This is a genomic window from Salinimicrobium sp. TH3 (assembly GCF_026676115.1).
Classification (GTDB): domain Bacteria; phylum Bacteroidota; class Bacteroidia; order Flavobacteriales; family Flavobacteriaceae; genus Salinimicrobium.
On record NZ_JAPONB010000001.1, the window covers coordinates 93,720 to 110,764 of the forward strand.

The window sequence follows — 17,045 nt, forward strand, 5'->3', positions numbered from 1 at the left end:
GCTAATTTTTGAATTCCCGGTCTGCCGAAAGTTTAATTATTTTCTCAATTGCAGGGTCCTCTTCATTAAGGATTTGCTCAAAGGCAGTGCTTCCAAACAGTTGTTGAGCCATAGCCGCTTTTAAATAAAGCTTAAGAGTAGGCTGATAGTTTTTGAAGCGCATATCAAAATTTTCACGCCTCATAAAGTCTCTAAATTCCTTTACAATGGCATGTGTGATCACTTCTCTTTGCATAAAATCTTCAAAACTAAGGGAATTGTAATATTTACGGTCCTGTTCAAGCACTTCAAAAATAAAACTGTCCATGTACCCATTGCGAAGCATAAGGTTCAAACTTTGCTTTTCAAAATTGGTGTCTTTGGGAATAAAAATATCAGGAATTATACCACCACCGCCATAAACGATCTTTCCCCCGGGAGTAACGTACCGTAATGAATCGGCTACATGAATACTATCTGCGCTAACCAGCTCCCCATTCCGGTAGCGATTAAGATAATCGGCAAAATATTCTTCGCTGCCATGATCATAAGGCCGCTGTATAGACCTTCCGGTAGGGGTATAATACCGGGCGATTGTAAGTCTCACTGCGCTGCCATCTCCCAGTGCCATTTCTCTTTGGACCAGGCCTTTCCCATAGGATCTTCGTCCAACAATTACACCCTTGTCATTGTCCTGAAGAGCTCCGGCTATGATCTCGCTCGCAGAAGCCGAATTCTCGTTGATAAGCACGTAAAGCTCTCCTTTTTCAAAATTCCCTTCCTTTGTGGCGAAGGTTTTTTCAATTGCCCCCTTTTTGTTTTTAGTAATAAGCACCAGCTTATCTTCGGGAAGGAATTCATCTACAATTTTTGTCGCCTCGGCAAGGTAACCCCCGGGATTGTCACGCAGGTCAAGAACTATTTGACTTGCCCCCAGTTTCTTTAGTTCAAGAAGGCCGGCTTTGAATTCTTCATAGGTAGATTCTGCAAAACGATTGATCTTAATATAGCCCAGCTCCTTTGTAAGCATATAAGCTGCATCCACACTTTTAAGAGCAACTTTACCCCGTTTCACATCAAACTCAAGAAGATTTGGAACCCCTTTTCTATGCACCTTTAAAAGAACCCTCGTATTTTCTTCTCCCTTAAGTTTACTGGTAATAGAGTCTACATGAATATTGGAATCAAAAAGAGGTTCCCCGTTTGCATAAAGGATCCTGTCGCCTCCTTTTATGCCCACTTTTTCACTCGGGCCGCCCTTCAAAGTCTGGATGACCGCAATGGTGTCATTAATGCTTCTAAAACTTACTCCGATTCCTACGAAATCCCCTTTCATGCTTGCACTTAAATTCGCATATTCCTCCTTTGGGATGTAAACTGAATGAGGATCAAGATCTGTAAGAATGCCGTTTACGGTAACGTCGACAATGCTGTCCATATCTACGTCGTCTACGTACTCGTATTCAATGTAATCAATTAGACGGGCCAGCTTTTCTTTTTTCTTATTGGTTTTGAGGAAAGGCCCGGAGCTGTAGCTGGAAAAATCCAGGGCTGCGCCCAGTAGTACACCAAGTGCACAGGCGAATCCCAGGAGTAAGGGTAAATATTTTTTGTTATAGTTTTTCAACCGTCGAGTTCAGTTATTTGTTCTATTTCAACTCCGGCTTTTTCTAAAAAATTTAACCCGGAATTGTCTTTATAATCAATACTGTAGACAAGACGTGTAATGCCCGACTGGTGAATGAGCTTGCTACAATCCTTGCAGGGAGACATAGTAATGTACAGTGTAGCACCTTTGCAGGATTGAGTGCTCCCGGCAACTTTTAAAATTGCGTTCGCTTCGGCGTGCAATACATACCATTTGGTATACCCGTCTTCATCTTCACACGGATTTTCAAAACCGGTAGGGGTACCGTTATATCCGTCAGAAATAATCATTCTGTCTTTCACAATAAGCGCGCCAACCTGTCTACGATTACAGTGAGAAAGTTTCCCCCATTCTCTGGCGATCCTTAAATACGCCCGGTCAAACTTAAGCTGCTTTGTTCTTTGCATAGTCAAAAAATTCGTCTGCAATATAGAAAGCTTTTTAAGTTGCTGAAAATTTGGGCTTTACTAAAATATTGCAAGACTTAAATTAATCCAATAAAGGAAAGTTAAATTTTAAAGAGCCAGGTAATTTTCTTTCAGAATAGGCAGAATTATACCTATAACAATCGCCGACACTACAATAATCCAGTCGCGCCTTGCCACCCGCAATACATTTTGTAGCAGGAAGCTTAGCACCAGCACACACAATACCACGATGATTTGAGCAGTTTCTATTCCTAAAGCAAATTCCAGCAAGGGGAGAAAAACACTGTCGGTACCCGATGCGATCATTTTAAAATATGAAGAAAAACCAAGGCCGTGGATTATTCCAAAGAAAGCGGTACTAAAATAAAGTAAACTTATGTTGTTCTGGCTTTCTCTCTTTTTGGCGTTGATAATATTAAACACGGCAGTGGCCAGAATAGTCACCGGAATCAGAAATTCCACCCAGGTAGTGTCAACCAGCACAATTTTGTATACCGACAGGAACAGTGAAATCGTGTGTCCCAGAGTGAAGATTGTTACCAGCCAAAAAACTCTTTTCCAGGTGAGGAAGGAGTAGGAGGCAACAAGGACAATAAGAAAAAGAATATGATCATAAGCATTCCAGTCCAGTACATGTTCCAGACCTAACTGGAAATACAACCAAAATTGAGACATAGGATAAAATATAAGCGCCGAAAATACGATTTCTGCGCAAGATGCGCAAAGGAAGCCAGTCTTGGTGAGATTTGCATTATTTAGGCCGGGGTCAATTAATTTTTGGGAATTTTTATTAGCAAAAGGAAAAAATTCATACTTTTGCCGTCCAATTGCCTTGGTGGCGGAATTGGTAGACGCGCTGGATTCAAAATCCAGTGACTTCGGTCGTGCGGGTTCGATTCCCGCCCAAGGTACTTCAAAACCCTTATAAACCCAAGGTTTATGAGGGTTTCTGTTTTTACGGGTAACAAAATGGTAACAAGAAGAGCTATTTTGCACTTTGACCGAGAAGTCATTAAATACTTAAGGCCACAAATACTACCATGGACTAATACTGCTTTGTTTGGCAGTAGGGAACATGAAAAATTATAGGAAAGGAAATTGGCTGTTTTATTTCTTTGATTTCTTTTCCAAGAACTCTTGCAAATCCTCGAATTTCAATCCTAGAGTTTCAAGATTAGTTTTTATGTGTAAAGGGGGAATTTCTTTATCAGCCTCTCGAATAACAATCCTTCGGGTTAATCCTGGTCTTTTCCAGTAAGAGTGGGATCCTCCAGATTTTTGTTTAACTGAATAGCAGCTATAAAGCTTTAGGAATTTAATAAAGAGCTTTGTTTTTATAGGTCGGAAATCCCCCATCTATGCAGCGGTTGTAAGAACTCTATGTTCTAACGTCCCCTGCTCAAAATCCTGCAATTTCCCGTCCTGATCAACATAAGCTTTAGAGAAGTTCTTTGTTTTAAAAGGCTCTTTAGAAAAACCCAATGAAGCGATGTAGGCTTCGCGTTCTTTACTCCTCATACCCATCACATCTTCACAGAAAACTTCTATTTCAACATCAAGAAGCTCTTTCGCCTCTTCTTCAGTTTTACCATAGCCAGAAATATTAATAGCCGGTGCATAAAGAACCCAGTAATCTCCTTGTTTCCCGCTAAGGATGTTGAATTGGAGATTAAGATTCCCCCCCTTAATACGAATAGTGTCCTTAATAGGTTTTTCTATTGAAGTTCTCGTAAATGAAGTTATAGCCATTTTAAGATGTTGATGTTTAAACGATAGAACAATGAATGACCAATGTTTATATCATTCTAATATAATGCAAAAATACAACTAAACTATAAATTGATTACTAATCTTATACAAAACTAATACAAAAGAGTGATTGAATCAGCACATATCAGAAGTTATGTTAGTCTAAGAATTATGTCATAGTTTGCCGCAATCATTACTAATAAATTCACCGGTTCCAAAGGCTTTTGCCGCAATTTTAGTAAAAATTGAAAGATCGATCCTCTGGAAAACCTTGAGCTGAGCCACATAACATCGCGCAGCGGGTTATCCTCTTGCTTTTCTTCCCCCTTCACCTATAACCTTCATTATGGTTTCCCGTAACCAGAATACTTAATTTTTGCTTAATTTGACCCCTGGCCCTTTTTTCGTACCCGTGGCCCTATACTTTTGGCCTCATTTAAGCTTGTAGAATAAATTAATTGTCCAAAAAAAATCTTTTTCATGAATTTTAGATCTCTTTTTGTAATTTTTTTTATACTAATAATTACCGGATGCTCTACTGATGATGACGTAATTCGTGATCCTGAATTTGAAACCCGATTAATCAAAAGTACTGAGGGGCGAAATGGAATGATATTGCAGTACCAAAATGATCTTCCGGTAAAGATCCTTCTACATGGAATTGGGGAACAGGACTTTTTTCCTGTAGCCATGGAAATTGAATATAATGAGAATTTCAGGGTCTCCAGAATTCTAATGGATACGCAAGGGAATTATTCTTTAGAAGATGGTTTTGACTTTCAACTTAATCCAGAATTCTGGAAAATCATGGTTTTTAATTACCACTATGAAAATGAGAGATTAGAACGAATAACGAATGTGTCAGGCACTACTATTCATACTGTTAAATATGATTCTCACGGAAGAGTAGTAGAAGAAAATAGATCAGGTTCATATATTCCCGCTTCCAATACCTGGGTAAAATCGGAATATAGTTATGGTTCTACAGGATTTATGAATTATTATAAAACTGAAAGAGGAGAAGAAATTAAAGAGGGTGAAATTGTTGTAGATGAAAAAGCAAATCCTCTTTATATCTTATGGAGAGATTTTAGCCTTGTATTACCAAGATTTTATATTCATAACTGGAATGATAATAATATTCCTTATCAACCTTATAATATTTTAGAAAAATATATAAATGGTGAACTTGATTATAAAGCATCCTTTGAATATGATGGAGACTACCCGTCGCACTATTTTTTAGAAATCATTTCTGGTACGTACATGAGCGAACAAACTTCTCCTAGTCTCGATTTAAATATAATTTACAATTAGTGTTTAAAAAAAAGGTTATCCGTTAATCCCTTAATCCATCCAAACCATTAGTTAATGCTAAGATTTCATCTGAAGCCAGTATTGTATATAATTTAAATAATATTTATTTTTACTTATAACATATCATTCCATAGGTCACCTAATCGGTTACCTGGAGGAAAGAAAAAAGTAAGAAGTACTGAATTTACTGGTATTACGGGAGAGGCAAATAACCCTGCTACCATGTGTTCAAGACCTTTTCCTGCAGCAGAGCGAAAGGAAATGTGCTGAGGAAGGTTTTCTTTTAAAGCTTTTTAAAATCGCTGTGGTAGCAGCCTTAGTTTTTCATTTAAATCTTTAAAGCCGCTATAAGTCGACGAACAATCCTTAATGATCATAGGCAATTCTTTAATATTTTTTGCAGCTTTCTTTCCTGCAAGATCATTGTCGAGATATAAATAGGTCTCCTGGTACTTATTCAGTAGGGGTAAGCTTCTATTTATAAAGCCGAGAGAATTGAGCACTAGGCTATCTGATGAAGCTATTAAATCTTTATCCGTGGTAGCCAGGGATAGGAAATCAAACATCCCCTCAAATAGTAGAAGCTTTTCTTTTTGTTGAGTGATCAGACTGTAGGATTTCGGAGCCGTCGAATTCTTGAAAAATTTATTTCTCAGCTCCCAGCCTCCTGCAGAGTTTGGGAGACCAATTGAAAAATGAATTTTTCTATTATGCTTGTACCACACCTCTTTACAAAAGGTGTGGGCAGTTGAGACGGATATTGATCTCGATTTGAGATATTGAATGAGTGCCGGGTGCTGTAATTCTTTCACGTCGGTTACTTGAAGTGTTTCCTCACTTTTATTTATTTCCATTACCGGCGGGTTAAAGAAAAAAGAAGTTTGGCTGCTTAGATATCGCAGTGCCTCGATTGGAGAGCAAAATTTTAATTCCATAACCAGGTCTATCACATTTCCTCCTTTTGCAATTCCGAAGTCGTACCAAAGGTTCTTGCTCAATGTAACACAGAAAGATGGTTCTCTCTCTGTTCGCAGCGGACTCAGATACCAGGCAGCTTTGCTGGTCTGCCTTTTAGGTACAACTCCAAAATCTCCAAGAACTTTGATAATGCTCTTTTGCCTTGCCTCCTTCCAATCTAAAAAACTCCTCTCCATAACTGATTTTTCACATACCTACCTTACCTAATGCGTCTTTACTGGTCTGAAACTTACCTATGCCTCTATTTTTATCTCTACCTTACTTACCTTTTACAGGTAAAAACAGGTAAGTCATTTATTTTTTATTTTACCCGCTTAGAACTCTTTATTCAAGCGGCTTTCCCTTATATAGGTAAGTAGGTAATTAATTTTTACTTTATTTTATATTACCTATGTTTTATGAAAGCTCCAGAGGAGAAGCTTTAAAAAGGGGTCGGACCAGGTAACCGTAAACCTGCCGCTTTGGCTCCTTGATCCTTTCAAATCCCCGGCTCCTGAGTGCCTTTCCCATGCTTATCACATTCAGCCGGGAATTAATACAGTTGAGCCTGGCAATAATATCTGAGGTTGTCATAAATTCCGTTACATCACTGCTTATTTCATAGTATTTTGATAGAAGTTCTTCCTCCATGGAAGGTTCCTTGTATGGCTTATTACGTTCTTCATTCTGAAGAATGTCCTGTAAAGTCAATTCCGGATCAAAATCTTCTGCCTTATAGGCTAAATGATATGCCTGTGCCCAAACACCATCAATGTTTATTTCCTCCAGATAATTAAAGTTGATCTTCCCCTGAAGGTCAAAACACAGCCATCGGACAGATCCTGTTTCATCATTAAGAAAGGTTGTCCTGTTCGTTGATCCTATAAAGCTGCAGATTCTTTGGAGGGAAGTATTTTTCCGGTCATACGGCAATCTTTCATTGATCATGGTTTTAGAAAAATAAGCTTTAAGAGCATTAATTTCCTTTTTGGCCAGGATAGACAACTCGTCCAGGTTGATCAGGAAATTTCTTGCCAGCTGGATCCTTGCATCTTTATCTGTGGTCATATCTTCAGCAAAGTAATTCTTCAATTCAGGAGGACATAAGAAACGGCACCAAGTCGACTTTCCGGAGTTCTGTTGTGCCTGCACCAGGACAAGACACTGCTTATTAAAATAATGCTCCTCCAGGGCACATTTCGCGCTCCGGACTAACCACTTCTTAAAATGATACTCGAATAAAGCTTGTTCCTTCAATGGTAAATAGCTGGCGAGTTTGGCAATGTGATCTTCCCCATCCCACTGAGGTAAATTGCCAAAGTATTCTCTGATAGGATTGAACTTTGGAATTAAGTGGGAGTCTAAGAAAATTTCAAGTTTTGATAAGGTGACCTCGATGTTAGCCTGGGCTAATTCTATGAGAAAAGAATTAACTGCGAATTTCTCCCAATTGTGTTCATCCTTAAAAGAGATCTGAAGGTCTTGAGTGATTTCATTAAAACGTATAGCGTATTTCTTGTTGATATAATTAAGCATTATATCATAGATAGTCTTCTTCTTCGATCTTGAGACATGGTATATTTCGCGTTCTTTTTTCACAACTCAATCTTTTTAGATGTCTCCTTCTTGAATTGTGGTCTGCTTTAGCTCGAACAACCTAATCCTACTTCCTTTGTATGGATTATGGGAAGGCATATAAGAAATGTATTGCCAATTATCTAGATCTTTTATGCATCGATGATAGGTTCCCTTGGCACCTATTTTTGCCACCTGCATTACGTCCTCTCTATTTATGTAAAAGGATTCGGGAAAGCGCAAAATATTCCAAAGTCGGAATAGTGAAAAATAAAGGCTGATGTGGGTAGGATTTAACCTCGGATCCTTCTTGATGTTTTCCATCAAAGCATTCATGTGGTGTACATAATTCATAGCTTAGAAAATTAAAGGTTTGGGTTCTGTTCATTTACGAACCGCAACCGGGGATTTCGTTCTTATCTTCAAAGATGAATTAGGGCAGAACAACCTTTCAACTTCCGGAGAAAGTTTAACTATTTTGATGCTATATAATTACATTTTTAATAAGAAAAGCTTCTGTTTGCTGATAATTCAAAATTTAATGTGGAACATTAAATTTCTTGTACCGACGAAATAGTGAATTAATAGTAGAAATATCCTATAGATTAAGATCTGGAAGGTTTTTTATGGCCTCATCTTTTAATCTTTCTACGTGGTTCAGATACTTTAGAGTAGTCTTGGTCGAAGCATGTCCCATGGCATCTGCAACACTTTTTAGGTTTGCTCCATTAATTAATAATAAGCAAGCAAAACTGTGTCTAGCACAGTAAAACGTAATTTTTTTATCTATATCAGCTCTGTTGCTCCAGTATTTAAGATTTTTATTAACCGCAGTTTGACTAATTCCCTGGATTTTGAAGATGTAAGAATCTTTCTGCCCTGGGGCACCTATGATTTTTGATGCTGCAGAATTTAACTGGTTGTTAATAGCAGATCCCGTTTTTTTACGAAAAGTGAATAATCTGTCTTTCTTTATATTTTTCCATTTAAGATCTGCAACTTCGGCAAGTCCTAAACCGGTATAGCAACAAAAAAGAAAAGCTTTTTTAACTTCCTCATTTCCGCAATGAGTTCGAGCCAATAGCCTAAGTTCATCAATGTCCAGCACTTCCTTTTTAAGATTCTCTCCTTTGTTCGGATTTTTAAAAATAATTCCTTCCGTCGGCATCTCTGAAATTATTCCTTTATTTTTTGCGTCGCGGAGAATTTTCTTAAATCTGGAAAAGTAATTGTGGGGAGTTTCGCCAGACAAAGATTTACAAGAAAGGAGATAATTTTTATAGTTCTCCATTGTATCAGGACTAATGTCTGATACTTTATAATTAGGATCTTTTATAAAATCTTTAAATTTTGTGACAGATCCTAAGATGACTTTAATATCTGCCTTTGAGTATTTTTTTAAGAAAGTTTCTGCAAAATCATTGAACTTCACTTTTCTTAAGTGGGCTGGTATGTATGAACTTCCTTTGCTAATTAGGTTTATTTGTTCCTGCGCTGCTTTCTCTTCAGCCAGTTTTTTCTTTTCCTTCCTTTGCGTAAGAGAATCTTTATTCGCTCCCTTAGTTTTGATACTAATGTTCAAAAATTTATAGGATCTCTTTCCATCTTGATAGATATCAAGATAAAAGCTTTTTCCATTTTTAATTTGCTTCTGTCTAAGATTAACGGACATGTCTTGAGTAACAAATGAGTAACAAAAGTGATAGCAAATTAAGAAATAAATAGATTTAAAGAAAATGAAATTCAGGTAATTAACTGACTTTCAATATATTTAAACATCATTTAATATTACTTGATGCCCTGGAATTTTCCCGCCCAAGGTACTTAAGAAAAGCTGAGATTCATGTCTCAGCTTTTTTTTTTGTTTATAGTTTAGATGTCAAATTGACGCTGAGGGATGACCTTAAAAAATAAAATCCTATCTTTTCTTTCCTGTTATCAAACATTAATTGAAGTAAATGATTAGATCTATATTATTAAAAACAGTAGTTGTAATAAGTGTCATTGTGGTTGTATTGAGTGTTTTATCCTTAATACATGACCTGACTTACTGGTACGCCAAGATCCTGGATTTTCCCCGAACTCAGTATCTAATTCTTTCTGTTATTTGTTTGGGGTTGTTTACAATATTGAACAGGAAATGGAATAGTACTTCCTATATTATCGCAGCAGGGCTTATCGTAGCCATTTCTATTCATTCAGTTAAAATAGCCCCATATTTCTTTGGAGAAAAAGTTGTCCCCGAAGTTTCTCTTGTAGACTCAAATTCAAAATCGAGCGTGGAGATTCTTATTGTCAATGTTCTGATGACCAACAAGAATGCGGCAAAACTCAAAGAAATTATTGATGAACACCAACCAGATATGGTTTTAGCCATGGAAGTAAACAGCTGGTGGGTAGAGCAATTGGATGAAATTGATTATCCCTTTACTATGAGTCATCCTTTAGACAATGCTTACGGAATGGTTCTTTATTCCAGGCTTCCTCTTTCGGAAAGTGAGGTGAAATTTTTTCGACATCAGGATGTTCCTTCTCTTCACACGGTGGTGGAACTTAGGTCTGGGGAAAAAATAAAATTTCATGGGGTTCACCCTGTAGCCCCATTCCCAAGTGAGAAATATCCCGATAATGTAGGTCTGGAAGAAGTGGCCTTATCAAAGGTCGGTAATTTAGTCGAAGCCGATACTTTACCCTCGATAGTGGCCGGGGATTTCAACGATGTCTCCTGGTCAAAATCAACCCGGTTCTTTGAAAAGAGTGGGAATTTGAAGAACGTGAGGTTAGGGAGAGGATTATATAATTCCTTTAGTGCCCAGTCTTTCTTTATGAGGTGGCCGCTTGATCATTTCTTTGTAACAGAGGACTTTGGTGCTGTTAAGATCGAGAGACTTCCAAAATTTGGCTCAGATCATTTTCCTGTAATCGCAGAATTAGTGCTTCAGTAAACAGGAAGGTCTCTTTTTTGATTTATTTTAAGCTTAAAATTTCTGGTTGATGCCGAGGTTTTATTTTGGAAATCTATCCATTAGCATTTCAACTTCCTTATAGAGCCTATCAAGGGTTTCAAGATCGGCCTCATTTTTTATGGAATTCCTGGACTCCTGCAAAAGCCCTTTAGCCTCCATGCCTAAAATTAGGTGATACTTTGGGTCTCTGGAATTCTGCCTCATTAAAGAAATGAACATCCCGGCAATTTTTTGAACCACCACAACATCCTTGCTGCAATAACTTCTCAAGGAGGTATTTATATTGTAAAGCAACTCTTTAAAAGTTACTCCTCTCAACTTGACATAGTCCTTACCATCATCTGAAATGAATTCGCGGTCGGACTTCAACATTCTAATCCTTAGCAATTCCGAGAGGTAATCAATTGCGTTTAATGCTGTCCCGGGATCATTAATGCCAGGAGACATAGCTTTTATTATAACCTCGGTAATTTGTTTGAATGCAAGAATGAAATTTCTTGTAACAAGTTGCTCCCTGGACAAATGAAATTTATCCAACAAGTCTTTAGCAACTTCTTTATCCAATTTCTTTTTTGATCGAAACACCGGTTCCCCCTCTAAAACAAAAGAGCCTTTTATAACTAGAACTTCAAGCATGGTATCATTCTTTTTGCAAAAAGAAAGTAGTCCCTCTCTGGTAAAGCTTTGAAAGTAACCACTTTGTGGGGATTTATATTCAAACCAATCATCTGTCCCGGGAAAGGAAGAGGAATTACCTTTCTCTTCCTCCAGGAGATGGAAAAGGGTTTTTTGGGCATCTGTAAATATCTTTTTAAGGATATTGGTGATTTGAATAGTTTCAGAAATATTATGAATAAAATAAATAAAAGCATAAATGGACATTACAGTAAAAAGAATGCCCAGCAGAACAGAAAAACCGGGTATCTGGTATTTGTCTCCTGTTGGCTGAATAGAGAAGAGGGTGAAAATACAGAACAAAATACTTGAGATATATATCCCGAGAATAATCTGGTGACGGCGATCGGATATTAAACCTGGAAGCAATCGCGGTGAATAATTACTGGCTGCCTGGTTGAGCAGCACCATTACCATAGAAAAACTAAAAACCATCATTGATATTAACCCTGTGATGCAGGCGCTTAGAATGGTTAAAGCCGTATCGCCACTGTTCACTACCAATAGCGGCGCATTTTCAACAAGATATCCCGAAACCCCCAGGCTCTCCAGGTACATCATAATGAAGGCGAAAATAAGGCCCGTAAGAGCAAATAAGGTAGGATAAAAAGCGATTTTACCTTTGACGTTTCCGTACAGGTAAGACATTTTGGTTAGAAAAGATTGCATTTTTTTCTTTCAAATATTAATGTTTGAAGTTAAGCAAATCCCAAAACAAGATAGCAGTTCAGATGCCTGTTTGCTTCAACTATTTTAAAGCACCAATTTTTTTATCTGGTTCACGCAACCTTTTATGAAACCGGGGTCATAATAGTAAACAACTAATATTTCCACACATTATGAAAAAGATTGCTCTTTTATTTATGTTCACCTTGTTATTGGCCGGTTGTGATATCGAAGATGACGGGCCAGGTTCTGTACAGGTTTTAGCTGAAGTGGTTGATGCAGATCTCCCAGAGTTTTTTGAAAAGGGAAAACTTTATCAAATCAAAGTCACTTATCTTTTGCCAGATGCCTGCCATACCGCTTTGGGTTTACAAGCGATTAGAGGTGGGGCTGAAGGCGCATTGAGAAGAGATATCTATGTTGCCGGTGTAGCGTCATATCCCACAGGACTTGAGGATTGTACCTTAGAAAGTGAAGACCTTGAAAAAATGGATTCATTTACCCTTAGAATTGATGAAGATCAGCCTTTTACGTTTTATCTTTGGACAGGCGTTGACGCAAACAAGGAGAGTATTTATACTAAAATAGTCGTTCCGGTAGGGGAGGCTACTCCTACACCTGCCGTCAATTAATTTTGAAAAGGTAGAAACCAACATCGTTTTTAGGTGGGTCTTAAAGAACTAGTTCGGCTGTGTAAACAACAGGATAGAAAGGCGCAGGAAAAGCTTTACCGGGATTATTCCGCACAGCTTTTTGTCCTGTGCCTTAAATATTCGGCGAATTATGAGCAGGCCCGGGACCTGCTGCAGGACAGTTTTATAAAGATCTTTGAGAATATTCAACAGTATAGAGAAAAAGGCACTTTCGAAGGCTGGATGACTCGTATAGTGATCAACACAGCTATTAAAAAAAGCAAGAAGAATGGTATCCACCTTAGTATAACCGGAGATATTTCTGAAGAGATTGACGAAGAGCTGGATGATGAAATTCTATCCCTTGATTTTTTGATAAAAATAATTCAGGAGTTGCCGGATGCGTACAGGCTTGTTTTTAACCTCTATGTTATGGAAGAATTTTCTCATAAAGAAATTGCCCGAATGTTAGGGATATCCGAAGGAACTTCTAAATCCAATCTCGCCCGTGCCCGCATTAAGTTAAGAGAAAGTATCAAAAGTCACAAAATGACAATTTACCTGAAATCAATATGAAAATGGGTAAGGACATCGACAGCATTTATCGGGACCGTTTTAAAGGAGCTAAAATTGCGCCGCCAGAAGATTCCTGGGAAAACATCCTGTCACAATTGCCTCAAAAAAGGGAAAAAAGAAATCTCTTTCCTCTGTGGTTCCAAATTTCGGGAGTGGCTGCTGCTTTGGCCCTCATCTTTGCTGCGTACCTGCAAAGCCCCACCTTATTGGAAAAAAAAGATGATGTGGTTGTGACGCCTGTTATAAAAGATTGGAATATGATTCCTTTGGAAGTTTCAGGAACTTTTAATGAGGTGATGAGAGAATCGGAAATAATTCTTCAGGCTGTGATATTGCAGAACCGGGAGAGACAACTTCAGGAAAACCGCCATCAATTTGCTTCAGCAAGGCAGGAAAATTCAGATAAAATAAATACTTCAAATCTCCATTTTTCAGATATCAGGCATAAAGAAGATGCCGGAATTGCTTATGATCCGGAAGAGCCGGTGGAGGAAAATTTGGTGGCAGAAACAAATTCCGCAGGGGAATTATCTCCGGCAGTTGCATTAGTTCCAAAAGATGATCCCGATGCTGTTACTCTTAAAAATGAAAGATCTGGTGAGAAATTTAAATTAACCACCAGGATCGCGCCTGTATATTTCAATAATATGGGGAAAGGTAATGCTTTGAATAATGGTTTTGCGCCAAAAGAGGCTTCGGGGGAGGTTACTTTTTCTTATGGTGTGAATGTAGCTTATAAGATTTCCGAAAAGATCAATATCAGGTCCGGTCTTAATAAGGTGGATCTTGAGTATAATACCCGTGAGGTTTCGTTCAATGATGTAGCCGCTACTAACACTTTTGCCTCAAAAATGGCAGAAACAACGACTCTTTCCTCTCCTTCAAATGGAACTTTAAGCCAAAAAATGGGCTTTTTAGAGGTTCCCCTGGAGGTGGAATATGTTCTTTTAAATGAAAAATTCGTGTTCGGCATTATTGGAGGTGGCAGTATATTAATTCTCGAAGAAAATGAGCTTTTACTAGACTTCCCGGATAATAAGGCCAATCTTGGGGAAACAAATAACATGAACAACCTTAGCTACACTACAAATCTTGGTCTTAGTATGGGTTATAATTTATCAAAACAGCTACAGTTAAGCCTGGAGCCGGTGGTTAAATTTCAAATGAACACTTTTAAGGCTAACGAAGGACAAACTCCTTATTTCTTCGGGTTGTATTCGGGATTTAGCTATAGATTTTAATTTTTCTGTATTCATTTAAAACCAAACCTCTCAAAAATGGCATTTTTTATCGGACTTAATTCTGAAGCCTGATTCATAGAAGTTTTTCCTTTTTTATTTCTGAAGAAAGTATTTTAGCCGGGCGTTTCCCCTGAAATTAATTTCTAAATTTGCAGGGCAACAACACAAACTACAAACAATGCCTGAAGTTAACACCGCAGCGAAAATTTTTTCCTGTAATCAAAGCCGGGACCTGGCCGAGAAAATTGCCGAATCCTATGGTTCAAAGCTGGGAAATGTTATTACCTCCACCTATAGTGATGGGGAATTCCAACCTTCCTTTGAGGAATCTGTAAGAGGATCAAGAGTCTTTATCATTGGCTCAACTCACCCGGGATCAGACCACCTCATGGAACTGCTGCTTATGCTCGATGCAGCCAAAAGAGCGTCTGCAAGACATATCACAGCCGTAATTCCCTACTATGGATGGGCAAGGCAGGATAGAAAAGATAAGCCCCGTGTGCCAATTGCGGCGAAGCTTATTGCAAAAATGCTGGAGACTGCAGGAGCTACCAGGATCATCACGATGGATCTCCATGCCGATCAAATCCAGGGATTTTTCGAAAAACCCGTAGATCATCTGTTTGCTTCAACTGTTTTCCTGCCGTATTTAAGAAGCCTGGAACTCGAAAACCTTACAGTTGCTTCCCCCGATATGGGAGGATCTAAAAGAGCATATGCTTACTCCAAAACTATGGAAAGCGATGTTGTGATCTGTTACAAACAACGGGCAAAGGCAAATGTAATTTCCCATATGGAATTGATTGGGAATGTTGAAGGCCGTAATGTGGTACTTGTTGATGATATGGTTGATACCGCAGGAACCCTTACCAAAGCTGCAGATGTGATGATGGAACGAGGTGCGCTTAGTGTAAGAGCAATTTGTACTCATCCTGTACTTTCGGGAGAAGCTTATGAACGTATCGAAAATTCTAAACTTTTAGAATTAATCGTTACCGACTCAATTCCGCTGAAAAAGAAGAGTAAGAAAATTCGCGTTGTTACTTGTGCCGATCTTTTTGCCGATGTTATGAACAGGGTACATAACAACAGGTCAATAAGCTCTAAATTCATCATGTAAGTTGAAGTTAGATTTTAGAAGTTAGAATTACGAAAGGGATTGGAGAATGGCAAATGACTCCCAATATTGGTCTCTTATAAATTCATTTTCAGCCGGCATAAAATAATTAGGCTTCAGGTTTTTAATAGCTTAAAAAAAAGAATTACTTTTGCAGCCTAAAATTTTTAACAATGAAATCAATTACGATCAACGGATCTAAAAGAGAAAGCGTAGGCAAGAAAGCTACAAAAGCCTTACGTAATGCTGGACAGGTTCCTTGCGTATTATACGGGGGAGACGAGCCATTACATTTTGCAGCAGATGAGATTGCCTTTAAAAGCCTTGTATACACACCAGATGTGCATACAGTGGAAATTAAATTAAAAGGTGGTGAGAAATTTAACGCTGTACTACAGGACATCCAGTTCCACCCTGTGACAGATGCAATTTTGCATATCGATTTCTACCAGATCTTTGAAGACAAAGAAATTTCTATGGAAATTCCGGTTCACGCTACTGGAGTTGCCCGTGGGGTGAAAAATGGTGGGGTATTGAGATTCAACCTTCGCCGAATGAGAGTGAAAGGTCTTCCAGGAAATCTTCCAGATTTTATTGAAGCAGATATCACTCCACTTAAGATTGGTAACAAACTTTATGTTACTGCTCTTAAAAGTGAAGAATTTAAGATCATGCACCCAGATAACACTGTTGTTTGCCAGGTTAGAACTTCTCGTAACGTTATCGCCGATACCGAAGACGAAGAAGAAGAAGTTCCTGCAGATGAAGTGCCTGCAACAGAAGTTGACGAAAACGAAAACGCATAGATTTATAAAATCTTATTCAAAAGATAAAGCATCCCTAATTAGGGATGCTTTTTTTATTTTTACCAAAAAAGAAATCTATGCTCTCGTTCTTTGGTAGGATTTGGTCTAAAAAATCTAAAGAAGATTCTAAAGAAGAAATACCCCCTATGAAAAAATTTCTCATTGTTGGGCTGGGAAATATTGGCCCAAAATATCATAATACTCGTCATAATATTGGATTTAAAGTTCTGGACTTCCTGGCAGAAAAGGAAGGCCTAACCTTCGAATCTCAGAAACTTGGTGATATAGCAACCTACAAATTTAAAGGCCGTAGCTTCATTTTGCTTAAACCATCCACCTATATGAACCTTAGTGGAAAAGCAGTAAATTACTGGCTGCAAAAAGAAAAGGTGCCACTTGAACATCTATTGGTAATTACAGATGATCTCAATCTTGGTTTTGGTACAATAAGAATAAAAACCAAAGGCAGTGATGGCGGGCATAACGGTTTAAAAGATATACAGGCGCAGTTGGGAACTACAAATTATAATCGTTTTCGATTTGGGATAAGCGATGAGTTCACAAAGGGACGGCAGGTAGATTACGTGCTGGGGGAATGGGATGAAGAGGAAACAAAAAAATTGCCCGAAAGACTGGAGAAATCGGCCGAAGTTATCAGGTCCTTTGGTACAGCAGGCATAAACAACACAATGAATACCTTTAACGGGAAATAA

At 38.2% G+C, this 17,045-nt stretch carries 17 protein-coding genes and 1 tRNA gene; 9 read left to right on the top strand and 9 right to left on the bottom strand.

Going from position 1 to position 17,045, the window contains the following annotated elements; translation table 11 throughout:
* Window position 1 precedes the first annotated feature (1 nt).
* The 3 genes from OU683_RS00330 to OU683_RS00340 form a co-directional block, all read right to left on the bottom strand.
* Window positions 2-1,606, bottom strand: coding sequence for a S41 family peptidase (locus OU683_RS00330; RefSeq protein WP_268134019.1), 1,605 nt, complete (start codon window positions 1,604-1,606; stop codon window positions 2-4).
* Window positions 1,603-2,034 carry a deoxycytidylate deaminase gene (locus OU683_RS00335; protein ID WP_228914014.1) on the bottom strand — a complete coding sequence of 144 codons (432 nt, stop codon included), beginning with the start codon at window positions 2,032-2,034 and terminating at the stop codon, window positions 1,603-1,605. The genes OU683_RS00330 and OU683_RS00335 overlap by 4 nt, the downstream gene beginning before the upstream one ends.
* Window positions 2,035-2,142: 108 nt before the next feature.
* Window positions 2,143-2,730 carry a HupE/UreJ family protein gene (locus tag OU683_RS00340; RefSeq protein ID WP_228914015.1) on the bottom strand — a complete coding sequence of 196 codons (588 nt, stop codon included), beginning with the start codon at window positions 2,728-2,730 and terminating at the stop codon, window positions 2,143-2,145.
* Between the two features lie 154 nt (window positions 2,731-2,884).
* On the opposite strand from OU683_RS00340, the gene OU683_RS00345 reads away from it, so the two are divergent.
* Window positions 2,885-2,966: transfer RNA gene (locus OU683_RS00345), tRNA-Leu, on the top strand.
* A gap of 445 nt (window positions 2,967-3,411) precedes the next feature.
* Here the strand turns inward: OU683_RS00345 and OU683_RS00350 are convergent.
* Window positions 3,412-3,804 (bottom strand): peptidase associated/transthyretin-like domain-containing protein, encoded by a 393-nt coding sequence (locus OU683_RS00350; protein ID WP_268134023.1) that lies wholly within the window; start codon window positions 3,802-3,804, stop codon window positions 3,412-3,414.
* A 480-nt stretch (window positions 3,805-4,284) separates the two neighbouring features.
* On the opposite strand from OU683_RS00350, the gene OU683_RS00355 reads away from it, so the two are divergent.
* The gene (locus tag OU683_RS00355) at window positions 4,285-5,121 is read left to right on the top strand and encodes a hypothetical protein (RefSeq protein ID WP_268134025.1); all 837 of its coding nucleotides are present in this window, start codon (window positions 4,285-4,287) and stop codon (window positions 5,119-5,121) included.
* A gap of 293 nt (window positions 5,122-5,414) precedes the next feature.
* Here the strand turns inward: OU683_RS00355 and OU683_RS00360 are convergent, their stop codons facing one another.
* The 4 genes from OU683_RS00360 to OU683_RS00375 form a co-directional block, all read right to left on the bottom strand.
* Window positions 5,415-6,275 carry a DUF8464 domain-containing protein gene (locus OU683_RS00360; protein WP_268134027.1) on the bottom strand — a complete coding sequence of 287 codons (861 nt, stop codon included), beginning with the start codon at window positions 6,273-6,275 and terminating at the stop codon, window positions 5,415-5,417.
* A 220-nt stretch (window positions 6,276-6,495) separates the two neighbouring features.
* Window positions 6,496-7,677, bottom strand: coding sequence for a VapE domain-containing protein (locus OU683_RS00365; protein WP_268134029.1), 1,182 nt, complete (start codon window positions 7,675-7,677; stop codon window positions 6,496-6,498).
* Window positions 7,678-7,689: 12 nt separating this feature from the next.
* Window positions 7,690-8,007 (bottom strand): hypothetical protein, encoded by a 318-nt coding sequence (locus tag OU683_RS00370; RefSeq protein WP_268134031.1) that lies wholly within the window; start codon window positions 8,005-8,007, stop codon window positions 7,690-7,692.
* 244 nt (window positions 8,008-8,251) lie between these two features.
* On the bottom strand, window positions 8,252-9,325 hold the full coding sequence (locus OU683_RS00375) for a tyrosine-type recombinase/integrase (protein WP_268134033.1): 1,074 nt from the start codon (window positions 9,323-9,325) through the stop codon (window positions 8,252-8,254).
* A 286-nt stretch (window positions 9,326-9,611) separates the two neighbouring features.
* Here OU683_RS00375 and OU683_RS00380 point away from each other — a divergent pair, with 286 nt between their 5' ends.
* Window positions 9,612-10,598, top strand: coding sequence for an endonuclease/exonuclease/phosphatase family protein (locus OU683_RS00380; protein WP_268134035.1), 987 nt, complete (start codon window positions 9,612-9,614; stop codon window positions 10,596-10,598).
* Window positions 10,599-10,658: 60 nt separating this feature from the next.
* Here OU683_RS00380 and OU683_RS00385 read toward each other — a convergent pair whose 3' ends face one another.
* A complete protein-coding gene (locus OU683_RS00385) occupies window positions 10,659-11,963 on the bottom strand; it encodes a DUF2254 domain-containing protein (protein WP_268134037.1) in 1,305 nt (434 codons plus the stop codon).
* Between the two features lie 170 nt (window positions 11,964-12,133).
* Between OU683_RS00385 and OU683_RS00390 the strand changes: the two genes are divergently transcribed.
* The 6 genes from OU683_RS00390 (at window position 12,134) to pth (ending at window position 17,045) form a co-directional block, all read left to right on the top strand.
* Window positions 12,134-12,592 (top strand): putative periplasmic lipoprotein, encoded by a 459-nt coding sequence (locus OU683_RS00390; RefSeq protein WP_268134039.1) that lies wholly within the window; start codon window positions 12,134-12,136, stop codon window positions 12,590-12,592.
* A 33-nt stretch (window positions 12,593-12,625) separates the two neighbouring features.
* Window positions 12,626-13,168, top strand: coding sequence for an RNA polymerase sigma factor (locus OU683_RS00395; protein WP_268134041.1), 543 nt, complete (start codon window positions 12,626-12,628; stop codon window positions 13,166-13,168).
* 2 nt (window positions 13,169-13,170) lie between these two features.
* Entirely contained in the window at window positions 13,171-14,409 is a 1,239-nt protein-coding gene (locus OU683_RS00400; RefSeq protein WP_268134043.1) for a hypothetical protein, read from the top strand.
* Window positions 14,410-14,587: 178 nt separating this feature from the next.
* Window positions 14,588-15,529: a ribose-phosphate pyrophosphokinase gene (locus tag OU683_RS00405; RefSeq protein WP_268134045.1), complete on the top strand. Its 942-nt coding sequence runs from the start codon at window positions 14,588-14,590 to the stop codon at window positions 15,527-15,529.
* Window positions 15,530-15,699: 170 nt separating this feature from the next.
* Complete coding sequence (locus tag OU683_RS00410) at window positions 15,700-16,332, top strand: 50S ribosomal protein L25/general stress protein Ctc (protein WP_268134047.1); 633 nt, start codon at window positions 15,700-15,702, stop codon at window positions 16,330-16,332.
* Between the two features lie 77 nt (window positions 16,333-16,409).
* Window positions 16,410-17,045, top strand: a complete 636-nt coding sequence (pth, locus tag OU683_RS00415) for an aminoacyl-tRNA hydrolase (RefSeq protein ID WP_268134049.1) — start codon at window positions 16,410-16,412, stop codon at window positions 17,043-17,045.

Bases quoted from the DNA above. Each gene is read 5' to 3' on its own strand.
- OU683_RS00335 (WP_228914014.1), bottom strand. From the start codon at position 2,034: ATGCAAAGAACAAAGCAGCTTAAGTTTGACCGGGCGTATTTAAGGATC.
- OU683_RS00340 (WP_228914015.1), bottom strand. From the start codon at position 2,730: ATGTCTCAATTTTGGTTGTATTTCCAGTTAGGTCTGGAACATGTACTG.
- OU683_RS00350 (WP_268134023.1), bottom strand. From the start codon at position 3,804: ATGGCTATAACTTCATTTACGAGAACTTCAATAGAAAAACCTATTAAG.
- OU683_RS00355 (WP_268134025.1), top strand. From the start codon at position 4,285: ATGAATTTTAGATCTCTTTTTGTAATTTTTTTTATACTAATAATTACC.
- OU683_RS00360 (WP_268134027.1), bottom strand. From the start codon at position 6,275: ATGGAGAGGAGTTTTTTAGATTGGAAGGAGGCAAGGCAAAAGAGCATT.
- OU683_RS00370 (WP_268134031.1), bottom strand. From the start codon at position 8,007: ATGAATTATGTACACCACATGAATGCTTTGATGGAAAACATCAAGAAG.
- OU683_RS00375 (WP_268134033.1), bottom strand. From the start codon at position 9,325: ATGTCCGTTAATCTTAGACAGAAGCAAATTAAAAATGGAAAAAGCTTT.
- OU683_RS00380 (WP_268134035.1), top strand. From the start codon at position 9,612: ATGATTAGATCTATATTATTAAAAACAGTAGTTGTAATAAGTGTCATT.
- OU683_RS00385 (WP_268134037.1), bottom strand. From the start codon at position 11,963: ATGCAATCTTTTCTAACCAAAATGTCTTACCTGTACGGAAACGTCAAA.
- OU683_RS00390 (WP_268134039.1), top strand. From the start codon at position 12,134: ATGAAAAAGATTGCTCTTTTATTTATGTTCACCTTGTTATTGGCCGGT.
- OU683_RS00400 (WP_268134043.1), top strand. From the start codon at position 13,171: ATGGGTAAGGACATCGACAGCATTTATCGGGACCGTTTTAAAGGAGCT.
- OU683_RS00405 (WP_268134045.1), top strand. From the start codon at position 14,588: ATGCCTGAAGTTAACACCGCAGCGAAAATTTTTTCCTGTAATCAAAGC.
- OU683_RS00410 (WP_268134047.1), top strand. From the start codon at position 15,700: ATGAAATCAATTACGATCAACGGATCTAAAAGAGAAAGCGTAGGCAAG.
- pth (WP_268134049.1), top strand. From the start codon at position 16,410: ATGCTCTCGTTCTTTGGTAGGATTTGGTCTAAAAAATCTAAAGAAGAT.